Here is a 13369-nt window from a genome sequence, read left to right on the forward strand (position 1 = left end):
TCTGCTCGTCGGTGAAGCGCTTCTTCATGTCCGTCCTCTTCTTGGGAACGGACTCTACTTAAGTCAGGGTGGCCCTGAAAACCGGGGGCAGGTCACAGCCTGTCGAGAGTTGCGAGGAGGCGCTGAAAGCAATGGCGATTATTCGCGGTCTATTGAACTTCGCGCAGAAACTCAAGCATCGCAGTGGGGTTTAATAACTCGTCCAAGCCTGGGCTGATTCGCGGCGGGGCTTGGCTTGGCTGTTAAGTCGCGCAGGAGTCTAGGGACGAGACGCCGTCCCGTCAGAGTTGAGGCGTGTAGACCAGCCCGTCGGTATCGTAGCCTTTCGTTTTCACCCGCTGGACAATTGCCTCGAGCGTCTCGCGCGGTAGCGCCTTGTCCCGGCTCAGCACCCACAGGTACTTGCGACGCGGCTCCCCGACCACGGCCCATTGATACTGCGGGTCCAGGTCGATCACCCAGTAGTCCGCCCAGACGAAGGGCAGGAAGGCCAACACATCGGGAGCGAAGCGCACTTCAAGCTTTGCGGTGCTGTCCCGCACCGTCCTGGCGGTTCCCAGGACTTCAATGGCCTTGCCGTCCTTGGTCTCGCAACGGTTCCTGACCGCAATGTCCCCATTCGCTTTGATGGAATAGGTGGCGGTGGTGTTCTTCTCGCAGTTGCGCTGGAAGAACATCGGCAACCGGGCCTGCTCATGCCACGTGCCGACATAGCGATTCAGGTCCACGCGTTCCACGGCTTCAAGCGGTTGTGCCGCGGCCGAACCGGCCATAGCCAGCAACGCGACGCCGAACAGGCGGGTGAGCTTCGTCATGTGTGGGCTCCTGTTAATGGGCAAAAGCGTGTCGGGCGGGCTGTCGTCGCTCCGTGACGGGACGCCGCCCGTTGGGTCCAAGCTGCGTCGCGCGATGCTGCAACCGGCCTCGCCATGCCCGCATCTGTGCCAGACATCGACACGATGGCAATAGGAGCGGCCTTCATGAAGTTTCGCGGAACGTGCGCCATGGGCGCGATTCGACAGGTGGGCGGCGGGGTGGTGCTGGCGTCACTGCTGGGCCTCCCGTTCGCCAGTATCGCGGCCTCGCCAGGTCCGGTCACGGCCCCACCACCGGGCGCATGCCAACGCCTCGCCGGACCTCCGGACGAGCAGGAGATCAGCGTGCCCTTTGACGTCGTCGACGGCCGCATCTATGTGCAGGCGCAGGTCAACGGCCGCGGCCCATTCCGCTTCGCCGTGGATACCGGCGCCAGCGGCATGGCCCGCGCGGACGCCCGCTTGGTCGCGGCGCTGGGTCTGCCCATCAAGGGGAAGGCAACGACGTCGGACGGGGTGCAGTCCGCCTCGGTCAACACCACGCACCTCGACACGCTGGCGCTAGGGGGTTTGGCACGACAAGACCTGGAGGTCATTACCCGCGATTACGGCAGCCGCATGGCGGCCGCTGCGCGCTTCGACGGCATCCTTGGGCGTGAGTTCTTCGCCGATGGGCTGCTGGTGATCGACTACCCCCGCAAGCGGCTGTCATTCAGTCGCGCGCATGCCATTGCCGCCACTGACCCCCATGCCTTGGCGTACGAGCGTGCGTTCCGCGTGCCGGTGTCCATCGGTGAGGTGCACACGCTGGGCAACCTCGACACCGGCGCCAATGTGGCATTCGTGCTGCCGCGCTCTTTGTACGAGCGCGTCGGCGGCGGCCCACTGGAGGCGGCCGGGCAGGGGCGGCTGACCAACGGGACCGTTGCGCTGCAAAAGGCCACCTTGGCCGGGCCGATCCACGTCGGCAGCGTGGACTATTCCAACGTGGAGGTGCGCGTGTCTGAGCGCTTCCCGGAGCTGCTGGTGGGTGCGCACGCGCTGCAGGATGCGGTGCTGCTGATCGACCAGCGCTCGAAGCGCGTGGCACTTTGCCGCTGACAGGCCGCGCCTTGAAGTCGAGACGGTGGGCGAAAAATTCCACCCGGGCCGGGAGCGGGGGCCGCGACAGGTGATGCTATCGTCGGCCGTCGGCGGCTGGGCACCGCCTCGCTAAGGGAGCGGTTTACATGCGCGTTCACGGCACGCTGGCCAAATGGAACGAGGAGCGTGGGTTTGGTTTCATCACCCCGGGCCAGGGCGGTGATGATCTGTTCGTCCATATCTCCGCCTTTCCTCGCGATGGCGCGCGCCCGAATGTGGGCGAGCTGATCTCGTTCGAGGTTGAATCCAGCCCCGACGGAAAGAAGCGGGCAGTGCGCGTCATGCGCCCCGGGGGGCAGCAACGCCCAAAGAACACTCGTCGCGAGCCCGTGCACTCGCGCAAAAGTAGTCCGCGGGCAACCGTGTTGGTGCTGTTGGCGATTGTCGCCATCGGCGCCTACGGGTACTCCAAGTTCCAGGCGCGCACGGCATCCAGCGCGATGCAGTACGCCGCTCCGGCGGGGACGCTTCCCGAGGTCGCTAACGACGCGTCTTCGGGCGGGCCGTTCCGCTGCGATGGCCGTACGGAATGCGGGCAAATGACATCGTGCGCGGAGGCCACGTATTTCCTCCAGCATTGCCCCGATACCAAGATGGATGGCAACGGAGACGGCGAGCCATGCGAGCAGCAGTGGTGCAACTGATCCCGGCCGGCGTTCGCGGCGTCTTGATTCAGGCGCAATCGATCTCACTCGCAACGTACTGCTTGCTGGCTACCGTCGTGGCCGTGGTCGGCGCTGTGGCGGCCATGGGGGTGGGCCTGCTAATCCACAGTCTGTTGGGGGTGACGCCTACCCCGGTGGATAGTGATCCCAGCAGCATGTGGCTGGAAGTGCTGGAGACCGTGGCAATCGCTCCCTTGGTGGAGTCGCTCCTGCTGGCGGGCATGTTGGCGATGCTGACCAGTTGGGAGTTGTCCCGTACACGCGCGGCCGTGATCGCCGCGCTGCTATGGGGCGTGATGCATGGACTGAAGGCACCCATGGCGTTCTTTGGTCCCGCATGGGGTTTTCTGGTGTTCAGTGCCGGCTATCTGATGTGGCGGCCGGTCTCGTTCCGCCATGCGTTCGCGGCTGCCGCGATTCCACATGCGCTGTACAACGGCATCGTGATGGTCGTGGACGCTGTGGCGGTCACGTCATCCGCGGGGGCATGAGGAATTGCGGTTCCGCGATATCGGCCGCCGATGTGCGGCGACATGCCGCCGGCCCACGACGGCAGACATGCAGATCCATTCCGGATCGATGCGCTGCACTGGCGCTGGCCGCAATAGCGGCCCTGTCCCGGAGCCCGGACCATGACCGATCTGGCGGCCTATGCAGCCCTGTTCGCGTCCGCGTTTGGCGCGGCGACGCTGCTTCCCCTGCAGTCCGAAGCCATGCTGGTCGGCCTGCTGCTGGCGGACCATTCACCGCTGGCCCTGTTGGCCGTCGCAAGCGCCGGCAACATCCTGGGCTCGCTGGTCAACTGGTTCATCGGCCTGCGTATTGAGCACTACCGCGATCGCCGCTGGTTCCCGGTGGGCGAGCCGCAGTTGGCCAAGGCGCAGCGGTGGTACCAGCGGTACGGCAAATGGACGTTGCTGCTGAGTTGGGTGCCCGTCGTGGGCGACCCGCTTACCCTCGTCGCCGGCGTGATGCGTGAGCCCCTTCCGGTTTTCCTGCTGCTGGTGGGCGTCGCGAAGGTTGCCCGTTACGCGGTCCTGGCCGTTACGGTCCTGTGGGCCACGTGAGGATTGACGGCCGGCCCCCTGCGCAGCCGGGCACCCCCGATGACGGCAGGCCTTGACAGCCGGGGGGCCGTCGGGCGATCAAGGCACACGGTCCCTGCGCGGGCCCGGCGCTGGGGGGAGCCCGCGCCAGACAACAGACATCACTTCGGGGGAATGGATGAAACATCGTGAGGCGCGCAATTTCGGGGTGGCCCGTGCCATCAGCCTGGGCCTGCTGCTGCTGGGCACCACAGCGCTGACCTACAGCGTCTATCAGGTGGTCGCCGGGCACACCGCGTTCTCGTGGGTGTGGCTGATGGCACTGCTGCCCGCGACGTACGGCGCGTACCTGTTCGGCAGCTTTGCGCTGAACGGCCACCTGCCGCTGCCCATGCCGGCCGAGGCCAGCCCGGAAACCGAAGGCGCCGGCTGAGAGGAACTGCCATGAAGCGCGTCACCGGCATCGGCGGCATCTTCTTCAAGGCCCGCGACCCCAAGGCATTGGGTGACTGGTACAAGACGCACCTGGGCATCGACGTGCTGGAGTGGGGCGGCGCCGCGTTCCAGTGGAAAAGCGCCGACAACCCGGAAGGCGTGGGCACCACGATCTGGAGCCCGTTCGCCGCGGACACCACCTACTTCGGGCCGAGCCAGTCGCCCTTCATGATCAATTACCGCGTGGATGACCTGCACGCACTATTGGCCGTGCTGCGCGCCGAGGGCGTGCAGGTGGAGGACAAGGTGGAAGAGTCCGAGTACGGCAAGTTCGGCTGGGTGATCGACCCCGAGGGCAACAAGCTGGAGCTGTGGCAGCCGCCTGCGGGGCAGTGACGCTGACGCGCCCGGGCCGTCCTGACGTGGGCAGTGGCCCGTCACAGCATGCCCACGCCTGCCGGCCCGAACGAAGGACCGTTCCATGACGCCAGCTGTTTCCCACCCTCCATTTACGGTGTCCGATCGGGCAACTGGCAGCGTGCAATGCAGTCGCCGGTTGACTCCCGAGGAGTGCGTCGAGCTCGATGCACACCTTCAGCGCAATCCTGGCGCGTGGCTGCGAATCTACAACCCGTTGGAGCGGCCCTGGGATTTCGATCTATCGTTCCTGGGGAACCTGCCGTCGCTGCGGCACTTGGATATCGATGCCGACGCGGGGCAGCTCAATGACCTTGCGGCACTGGAGTCCGTTACTCCCGGTCTCATCAGCCTGTCGCTGGATACTCTTTCGAGATTCAGCGAGAAGCGCCTGGACAAGCCGAAGACCAACGCAGGTTCACTGGGGCGATTTCGTCGCCTGGAAAGCCTGGAAATCTGCGGTCACTTGAAGGACCTCGGTTTCCTTTGCGATCTGGGGCGGCTGTCATCCCTGTCGCTCTGGCGGAACAAGCTCAAGTCGCTGGACGGTATCGAGCAACTGGGATCGCTCAAGTGTTTCAGTGTGCGGTTCAACGGTACGCTCGCGATTGATGCCGTGAACGCATGCCCTTCGCTCGAAGCGTTGGAAGTGTGGGATTCGCGTGGCATCAAGGGTGTCGATCGGCTGCAGCATCCTGCGATCAAGAGAGCCTGGTTCATATCGTGTGGCCGTGAACTCGAGCTATGCAGTGGCGCGAATCTGCCTGCACTTCGCGTTGCCGTGCTTCATTCCTCGCAGGGGTCGGGCAATATTTCCCGCATGGCCTCAGCAGCAAACCTGACATGTGTCGTGATCAGTAATAGTCCTGACAGGCTGGCGTACGAGGACTTTTCCCCTTTGTTCGGTCACCCCACCTTGCGGGAGGTGCGGGTGGATAACGCGACCGCGACGACCCTGCAGGAGCTGGCCGCCCGCCAAGGTTGGAAGGTCACCCAAGATCCGAATTTCCCTGCGGATGAGTATCTGATGTAGCCCGGCTCAGGGGCCATGAGGGAAACGCGCCATGAATGCAAATGTTGCCAATGGTTCCTGCCTCTGCGGCGCGGTCCGCTTCCGCGCGGAATTGCCATCCAAATGGGTGGCGCATTGCCACTGCAGCATGTGTCGACGCGCGCATGGGGCGGCGTTCGTCACCTGGGCGGGCTTTGCCAGCGAACAATTCGCCATCGAGCGCGGGGCGGAGGCCGTCACGTGGTATGAATCCAGCCCCGGCGCACAACGCGGGTTCTGCAGCCGCTGCGGCAGTCCCATGTTCTTCCACTCCACGCGCTGGCCCGGTGAGATGCACGTCGCGCGTGCGCTTTTCACCGACCCATTGGATCGCGAGCCGATGGCGCACGTGTTCTACGACGTGCACGTGCCCTGGGTGCAGGTGGGCGATGACCTGCCGAAGAAGGGCGCGCCGCAGCCCAAGTAGTCGCGGATGGCGGCGGCAGCCCGGATAATCGCCGCTTCGCCAACCTTCGAGGTGTCCATGTCAGGTCCCGCCCGCGCCGGTCTGTTTGTCTATGCCAAGGACGTGGAGCGCCTGAGCGCGTTCTACATCGAGCTGCTGGGCATGACCCAGGCGCATGCCACGCCGCAGATGACCGTGCTGCGTTCGCCCGACCTGCAACTGGTGGTGCATGCCATGCCGCCCGAGCGCGCTGCACAGGTCACCATCGCCACGCCGCCGGTGCCGCGCGACGATGCGGCCATCAAGTTCTTCCACCCCGTGCCCAGTCTGGCGCAGGCGAGTGAGACCGCCGCGGCGCTGGGCGGCGTCGTGTGGCCTGAGCAATACCGCGGCCCCGGCTTCATTGTGTGCAACGCGGTGGACCCGGAGGGCAACATTTTCCAAGTGCGCGAGTTCGTGGGCTGAGTCAGCCTGCGCACCGTGCTGACGGGTGCGCACTCGGATCAAGGCGCGACACCACGGTGGCCGCGCAGGCGCGATGGGCCAATAAAGAAAGGCCCCGCATGGCGGGGCCTTTCTGCGTTCGTGGGTCCGTGGACCGGATCAGCCCGGCATCCGCCCGAACTTGCCACCGTTGAAGTCGGCAATGGCCTGGATGATCTCGGCCTGGCTGTTCATCACGAACGGCCCGTAACCCACCACCGGCTCGTCGATCGGCTCGCCGGCCAGCAGCAACAGTTTGGCGTCGCTGTTGGCCTCGATGGTCACGCCGGTACCGTCGGTGGCCAGCATCACCATCTGCTTCTCACGCAGCACTGTGTCATTGACGAGGACAGTGCCGGCCAACACCACCACATGCGCCGTCCAGCCTTCCGGCTGCGGCAGCTCCACGGTCTTGCCGGCATTGAGCCGCACGTCCCACACGTTCATCGGGGTGAAGGTGCGTGCCGGACCTGTCGCATCGCCGTAAGCACCGGCAATCACGCGGATGCGCCCCGCATCGTCTGCCAGCGCCACCTCCGGAATGGTGTCGCGCGTGATGCCCTGGTAGCCCGGCGCGGCCATCTTGTTCTTCTTGGGCAGGTTGACCCACAGCTGCACCATCTCGAACGGACCGCCGGCCTTGGCGTACTCGGTGGAGTGAAACTCCTCGTGCAGGATGCCGCTGCCGGCGGTCATCCACTGCACCTCGCCGGGACCGATCACGCCGCCGTTGCCGACGGAGTCGCGGTGCTCCACCTCGCCGTCGTACACGATGGTCACGGTCTCGAAGCCCCGGTGCGGGTGCTGGCCCACGCCGCGACGCTGCGTGGTGGGGTCGAAGCGGGTGGGGGCCGCGTAGTCCAGCATCAGGAACGGGCTGCGCTCGGGCACGCCCGGCCCGCTGTAGCCAAACAGCCCATGCACCGGGAAGCCGTCACCCACCCAATGCCGCTCGGGCGCGCTGAGAGTGCCAAGGACCTTCTTCATAGGGTGCTCCTGAGTCTGACGGGCCGTGCCCGATTGCCGACTACTGTAGTTTCACCACGCCCGTGTTGCTAGTCAGTGAATCACCACCGATTTGTTCCAAATTTGGAACCGAGTGCGAAGCACTGAATTCCGTTGCCACTCGCGCCGTGACCACCCCCCTGCAGGGCGAGTCCGCCCGCCGAGGAGTGTCAGCCCCAGGCTTTTCCCCCCAGCCCCCACACGGATTGGTCAGGAGGTGGGATGCGCGGGGTATTGCGGAAAAGCGGACCATGGATGGTCCGCGGCGCGACTCGCGGCAGGATGCCGCGACGGAGCGCTGCAGCGATACCCCGCGCATCCCGCCTCCGTCCCCGAACCAAAACAAACCCAGCCCAAAAAAGAAACGGGACCCGAAGGCCCCGTCTCCCTACCGCTCCTGAACTTCGCAATCAGGCCGCATCACGCGCCGCAATGGCCGCACCTGCCTTCTCACGCTGCGGCAACACCCACTGCCGCGCCACGAACCACGCCATCAGGCCAGCGCCCACCGCGAAGATCGTGTCGCCCGGCACGCGCATCCACACCAGCATGTCGATGATCGGCTTGCCCATGAAGTCGGCCGAACGTGCATACCAGTAGCCGTTCTCCAGCACCGCCTGCAGCTGCAGGATGCCCAGCGGCAGCAGCGTCAGCAGTGCCATCAGGCCCAGGCCGATGTTGAAGGTCCAGAAGGAGCTGCGCAGCAGGCCTTCGCTCCACAGCGACTCCGGCTTCAGCCCACGCAGGCAGAACAGCATCAGGCCGATGCCGAGCATGCCGTACACGCCGAACAGGGCGGTGTGGCCGTGCAGCGCCGTCAGGTTCAGGCCCTGCATGTAGTACAGCGCCAGCGGGGTGTTGATGAGGAAGCCGAACACGCCGGCACCAATCAGGTTCCAGAAGCTCACCGCCAGGAAGAACATGATCGGCCAGCGGTAACGCTCCATCCACGGCGTGGCGCGGCTGTGGCGCCAGGTCTCGAACGCCTCCATGCCGATCAGCGCCAGCGGCACCACTTCCAGCGCCGAGAAGCTGGCGCCCAGTGCCACCACCGCCGTCGTCGTGCCGGCGAAGTACAGGTGGTGGAACATGCCCAGCACGCCGCCGGCCATGTACACGATGGTGGCGAACAGCACGTTGATCGTGGCGGTCTTGCCGCGGATCAGGCCCAGCTTGACGAACAGGAAGCTGATGACCGCGGTGGCGAACACTTCGAAGAAGCCTTCCACCCACAGGTGCACCACCCACCAGCGCCAGTAGGTGACCAGCGAGATGTGGGTGTGTTCGCGCCACATCAGGCCGGCGCCGTACAGCAGGCCGATGGCCACCACCGACATGAACAGCAGGCCGACGATGGAGGACATCTCATCCTTGCGCTTCAGTGCCGGCCACAGGGCACGGCCCATCAGCACCAGCCACAGCAGCAGGCCGATGAACAGGAAGATCTGCCAGAAGCGGCCGATGTCGGTGTATTCCCAACCCTGGTGGCCGAACCAGAAGTTGTACTGGATGCCCATCTTCTGCATCACCGCGAACCACTGGCCCGCGAACGCGCCCACGACAATGATGATCAAGCAGGTAAACAGGAAGTTGACGCCAAACCGCTGGAACTTCGGCTCATGCCCGGAGATCGCCGGGGCAATGTAGAGGCCGGTGCCCAGCCACGCGGTCGCGATCCACAGCACCGCCAGTTGCGTGTGCCAGCTGCGCGTCAGCGAGTAGGGCAGGATCTCGGCGATGGCGAAGCCGTAGGCTTCCTGGCCTTCCACCTGGTAGTGCGCGGTGGTGGCGCCCAGCAGGATCTGCACCAGGAACAGCGCGATCACCACCCAGAAGTACTTGGCGGTGGCCTTCATCGACGGGGTGATCTTCAGGCCCTTGAGCGGGTCCTGCGCTGGCGGCGTCGCATGCTCTTCCTTGCTGTGCCAGGAGGCGTAGTGCCAGCCCAGCAGGCCGATGCCCGCGATCATGAAGATCACGCTGAACACCGTCCACAGGAACGAACTCGGCGTGGCCGTGTTGCCGACCAGCGGGTCATACGGCCAGTTGGCGGTGTACGACTTCACGTCGTCCGGACGGTTGGTCACCGCGGCCCACGAGGTCCACCAGAAGAACGCGGCGAGCTTTTCACGGTTGGCCTGGTCCGGCACCGTGTTGTTCTTCATCGCGTAGGTTTCGCGCAGCTTGGCGGTGGCCGGGTCGTTGGAGAACACGCTGCTGTAATGCGCCGCCACGGCCGCGATGGCCTGGGCACGCTCATCGCTGACCGTGATGGTGTTGGTCGCCGGGTCATGCGTGTTCTTGCGCAGTTCCGGCTTCACCAGCGCCTGGATGCGGGCCTGGTCGGCCTCGTCCAAGTTGGCATAGGGCAGGCCGGTCTCCGCGCGGGCGCGCAGCTCCAGCATCGCCACGGCTTCACGGTGCAGCCAGTCGGCCGACCAGTCGGGGGCGACCAGGGCGCCGTGGCCCCAGATCGAGCCCAGTTGCTGACCGCCGGTCGTCTGCCAGACCTGGCGGCCGCGTTCGAAATCGGCCTTGGTGAACAAGGTCTGGCCGCTTTCGGTGACCACCTTGTCCGGCATTGGCGGTGCCTTCTGGTGGATGTCGCTGCCCATGTAGAGCAGCACGCCAAAGCTGGCGAGCAACAGCGCCGCCAGCCCCAGCCATAGCTTACGAGTGGTATCCACGGAACAACTCCTTTGCGAAGTGGTGCCATGGTCGGCCTGGGGCCTGTTCATGGCACTGACCTGGATCAATCCGGACCAATTTCAGGCGAATTCGGAGCTAGGGCCTGCGCGCATGTAAACGCCGCCCGGGAAACGGGCGGTGGAAGTAATTGCAGGTCAAATCCCCCGGCGCACCCGAAGGGGCGCCACGGCCGAGGTTAGCTGCGCAGGACCGGCGCGGCCAGTGTCGTCAACCGCGCCATGTCGAGGATTTCCATCTCGCGGCGGTCGACGTTGATCAGGCCTTCGGTCTGGAAGCGGCGCAGCACGCGGCTGACGGTTTCCGCGGCCAGGCCGAGGTAGTTGGCGATGTCGGCGCGCGGCATGGGCAGGTGCAGGCGCGTGGACGAGTAGCCGCGCGCGGCGTAGCGGCGCGAGAGCGAGATCAGGAACGCGGCCATGCGCTCGTCGGCGCTGAAGTCCCCGGCGCGCACCGCGGCCTTGCCGATGTCGGCCGAGAGCAGCTTGAACAGGTGCTGCTGCAGGCCCGGCATGCGCGTGGCAAGCAGGGCGATCTGCGGGAACGAGAAGCGGCACAGGGTGACGGTATCCAGCGCCACGGCATCGCAAGGGTAGCGGTCGTCGTGGATGCCGTTGAGGCCAATGACCTCGCCGGGCAGGTAGAAGCCCAGCACCTGCTCGCGGCCGTGGCCATCGACCATGCTGGTCTTGACCGTGCCGGCGCGCACCGCGGCGATGGCGTTGAAGGCGTCGCCTTCGCGGAACAGGGTGGTGCCGGCGTGGAACGGGCCGACATGCTCCACCAGCACGTGCAGGTCACGCAGGGCGGCCTTGTCGTAGCCCTGGGACATGCAGGCGCTGGAGAACGCACAGGTGCCGCAGAACTCGACGGTGTCGTTGTCGTCCGAGATGGGCGCGGAGGCCACCGGACTGACGCGCGGCGGCCGGTTCAAACGCGGACTCCCACGGTCAGATGGCGCGCGAGAATCGCGCGGGCGCGGCACTGGGTTGCTGGAGATATCGGTCGAAGCACATGGCAATGATACGCAAGAGCAGGCGCCCTGAGGGAGTCGCGCGGATGCGGTCGGTCTCGACCCGCACCAGGCCATCGTCTTCCAAAGGCCGCAGGCGCTCGTAGGCGTCGGCAAAGTACTCGCGGAAATCGATGTCGTAGCGGCGTTCCAGCGACCGGATCGGGATCTCGCCCTGGCACATCAGGCACTGGATCAGATCGGCCCGCAGCAGGTCGTCTTCGCTCAGACGCATGCCGCGCCAGACCGGAAGGCGGCCTTCGTCCAGCGCGATCTGCCAGCTGGGCAGGTCGCGCGGGTTCTGGCTGAAGCTGTCGCCGATGTGGCTGATGGCGCTGACGCCCAGGCCCACCAGGTCGCTGTCGGCGTGGGTGGTGTAGCCCATGAAATTGCGGTGCAGGCCGCCGCGCTGCTGCGCGAGCGACAACTCGTCGTCGGGCAGGGCGAAGTGGTCCATGCCGATGTAGTCGTAGCCGGCCGCGGTCAGCTTTTCGATGGCCAGGCGCAGCAGGTCCAATTTCACCTCGGCGCTGGGCAGGTCCTCGGCGTTGAGCTGCCGTTGCGGCTTGAACATCTCCGGCAGGTGCGCGTAGCTGTACACCGCCAGGCGGCTCGGGCGCGCCTGGATCACGGTGTCGAGCGTGCGCTCGAAGCCGGGCAGGTTCTGCTTGGGCAGGCCGTAGATCAGGTCGACGTTGACCGAACGCATGCCGTGGTCGCGGCAGGCATTGATGATGGCCACGGTCTCTTCGACCGACTGGATGCGGTTCACCGCTTCCTGCACCGCCGGGTCGAAGTCCTGCACGCCCAGGCTGGCGCGGTTGAATCCCGCGGCAGCGAGCTCGGCCACGTCGGCGGGCTTGATGAAGCGTGGGTCCAGCTCGATGGAGATGTCGCGGTCGCGCGCTTCGCTGAAGCGGAAGTTGTTGCGCAGTACGTCCACCGTCTCCTGCAGCTGCGCCGGCGACAGGAAGTTGGGCGTGCCGCCGCCGAAGTGCAGCTGGATGACCTCGCGGTCACGGTCGAACAGCCCCGCCATCATCTCGATCTCGCGATACAGACGGGCGAGGTACGCCGCGCCCCGCGCAAGGTCACGGGTGATGATCCGGTTGCAGCCGCAGTAGAAGCACGGGCTCATGCAGAACGGCACGTGCACGTACAGCGACAGCCGGCGTGGAATGGGGTCGCCGTTGCTGAGGGCGGCGGCGTCGCGCAGTTGGGACTCGCCAAAGTTGGCGTTGAACTGCGGGGCGGTGGGGTACGACGTATAACGCGGACCCGGCCGGTCGTAGCGGCGGAGCAGGTCGGCGTCAAAGGGCGGGATCACGGGCATGGACCGTACGCTAAGCGCTTGAAACGTCGGGTGCTTTGATTTGGGTCAAACCGACCGTCGGGGCCGTGCATCCGGGCCTCTGCCGGGCGGTGACGCGGCCCGCAGCGGCCATCCCGCCGGATGGATCTGCCCGTGACCGGAGGCGGCGTCGGGTTCCTACGCTCGCGGCTGCGGCCAATCAGCGTGTCCACCACGGGTCCAGGCTGCTTCAGCCAATGGAAGTGGTCTGCTTGAACGCCGAGCTGTGCCTCCCGCAGCACATCGGTCGAGACGTGCGAGGCCGCAAGCTTGGAGAGCAGGAACTGCAGCGACGACGCGGGGGCCAGCCAGTCCTTCGCCATCACCACGGCATGCACGTCCAGAGGCGAAGCGGCCAGTGCGCGTTCCATATCCACCTCCAGCCCACGGGCGGCGTAGCGCCCGGTGATGCCGGTGCGCGCCCAGTCGCAGATCAGGCTTCGGGCCTCGTTGCCGCCAAATCCGATGCGACGGCCCGGCAGCGCACCGGCGCGCTTGGCCAGCCAGGGCAGGAAACGGTAGGCCATCGGCAGCCACCAGCGCGTCGGGGCGGGGAAGGCGCGCCAATAGGGGGCGCCGCTGGCCACCAGCCACAGGCGGTGGACGTCATGCGCGGCCAAGCCTGCGTAGCACGCCGCCAGTTGTCCGCCGAGGCTGTGCCCACCCACGATCCGCTCCACGCCCCGCACGCGCGTCACGATCGCCGCTTCACTGGCTGGGATGTCGTGGGTCAGCAGCTTGACCTGCCCCCGGTTTTCAGGGCCACCCTGACTTAAGTAGAGTCCGTTCCCAAGAAGAGGACGGACATGAAGAAGCGCTTCACCGACGAGCAGA

The 13369-nt window shown here is 65.9% G+C and carries 15 protein-coding genes; 9 read left to right on the forward strand and 6 right to left on the reverse strand.

What is annotated here, in order from left to right; genetic code table 11:
- Nucleotides 1–281 precede the first annotated feature (281 nt).
- Nucleotides 282–815, reverse strand: coding sequence for a lipocalin family protein (locus ACYVBS_RS14455; protein ID WP_460824473.1), 534 nt, complete (start codon nucleotides 813–815; stop codon nucleotides 282–284).
- Between the two features lie 165 nt (nucleotides 816–980).
- On the opposite strand from ACYVBS_RS14455, the gene ACYVBS_RS14460 reads away from it, so the two are divergent.
- From ACYVBS_RS14460 to ACYVBS_RS14500, 9 genes are all read left to right on the forward strand, one after another.
- Nucleotides 981–1916: a retropepsin-like aspartic protease gene (locus tag ACYVBS_RS14460; protein WP_460824474.1), complete on the forward strand. Its 936-nt coding sequence runs from the start codon at nucleotides 981–983 to the stop codon at nucleotides 1914–1916.
- A 128-nt stretch (nucleotides 1917–2044) separates the two neighbouring features.
- On the forward strand, nucleotides 2045–2602 hold the full coding sequence (locus ACYVBS_RS14465; protein WP_460824475.1) for a cold shock domain-containing protein: 558 nt from the start codon (nucleotides 2045–2047) through the stop codon (nucleotides 2600–2602).
- Nucleotides 2578–3114, forward strand: coding sequence for a hypothetical protein (locus tag ACYVBS_RS14470; RefSeq protein WP_460824476.1), 537 nt, complete (start codon nucleotides 2578–2580; stop codon nucleotides 3112–3114). Before ACYVBS_RS14465 ends, ACYVBS_RS14470 begins: the two co-directional genes overlap by 25 nt.
- Before the next feature lie 141 nt (nucleotides 3115–3255).
- Nucleotides 3256–3690: a YqaA family protein gene (locus ACYVBS_RS14475; protein WP_460824477.1), complete on the forward strand. Its 435-nt coding sequence runs from the start codon at nucleotides 3256–3258 to the stop codon at nucleotides 3688–3690.
- Between the two features lie 157 nt (nucleotides 3691–3847).
- Nucleotides 3848–4102 (forward strand): hypothetical protein, encoded by a 255-nt coding sequence (locus ACYVBS_RS14480; RefSeq protein ID WP_460824478.1) that lies wholly within the window; start codon nucleotides 3848–3850, stop codon nucleotides 4100–4102.
- 11 nt (nucleotides 4103–4113) lie between these two features.
- A complete protein-coding gene (locus tag ACYVBS_RS14485; RefSeq protein WP_460824479.1) occupies nucleotides 4114–4500 on the forward strand; it encodes a VOC family protein in 387 nt (128 codons plus the stop codon).
- A gap of 85 nt (nucleotides 4501–4585) precedes the next feature.
- Complete coding sequence (locus tag ACYVBS_RS14490) at nucleotides 4586–5554, forward strand: hypothetical protein (protein ID WP_460824480.1); 969 nt, start codon at nucleotides 4586–4588, stop codon at nucleotides 5552–5554.
- 31 nt (nucleotides 5555–5585) lie between these two features.
- Nucleotides 5586–5999 carry a GFA family protein gene (locus ACYVBS_RS14495; RefSeq protein ID WP_460824481.1) on the forward strand — a complete coding sequence of 138 codons (414 nt, stop codon included), beginning with the start codon at nucleotides 5586–5588 and terminating at the stop codon, nucleotides 5997–5999.
- Between the two features lie 57 nt (nucleotides 6000–6056).
- A complete protein-coding gene (locus ACYVBS_RS14500; RefSeq protein WP_460824482.1) occupies nucleotides 6057–6443 on the forward strand; it encodes a VOC family protein in 387 nt (128 codons plus the stop codon).
- Nucleotides 6444–6581: 138 nt separating this feature from the next.
- Here ACYVBS_RS14500 and ACYVBS_RS14505 read toward each other — a convergent pair whose 3' ends face one another.
- The 5 genes from ACYVBS_RS14505 to ACYVBS_RS14525 form a co-directional block, all read right to left on the reverse strand.
- Nucleotides 6582–7448 carry a pirin family protein gene (locus tag ACYVBS_RS14505; protein ID WP_460824483.1) on the reverse strand — a complete coding sequence of 289 codons (867 nt, stop codon included), beginning with the start codon at nucleotides 7446–7448 and terminating at the stop codon, nucleotides 6582–6584.
- Between the two features lie 428 nt (nucleotides 7449–7876).
- Nucleotides 7877–10153 carry a nitric-oxide reductase large subunit gene (locus tag ACYVBS_RS14510; protein WP_460824484.1) on the reverse strand — a complete coding sequence of 759 codons (2277 nt, stop codon included), beginning with the start codon at nucleotides 10151–10153 and terminating at the stop codon, nucleotides 7877–7879.
- 197 nt (nucleotides 10154–10350) lie between these two features.
- On the reverse strand, nucleotides 10351–11106 hold the full coding sequence (locus ACYVBS_RS14515) for a helix-turn-helix domain-containing protein (RefSeq protein ID WP_460824485.1): 756 nt from the start codon (nucleotides 11104–11106) through the stop codon (nucleotides 10351–10353).
- 16 nt (nucleotides 11107–11122) lie between these two features.
- Nucleotides 11123–12517 (reverse strand): oxygen-independent coproporphyrinogen III oxidase, encoded by a 1395-nt coding sequence (hemN, locus tag ACYVBS_RS14520; RefSeq protein ID WP_460824486.1) that lies wholly within the window; start codon nucleotides 12515–12517, stop codon nucleotides 11123–11125.
- A complete protein-coding gene (locus ACYVBS_RS14525; protein WP_460824487.1) occupies nucleotides 12508–13233 on the reverse strand; it encodes a hypothetical protein in 726 nt (241 codons plus the stop codon). The genes hemN and ACYVBS_RS14525 overlap by 10 nt, the downstream gene beginning before the upstream one ends.
- Nucleotides 13234–13369 lie beyond the last annotated feature (136 nt).

The organism is Lysobacter olei (genome assembly GCF_054777355.1).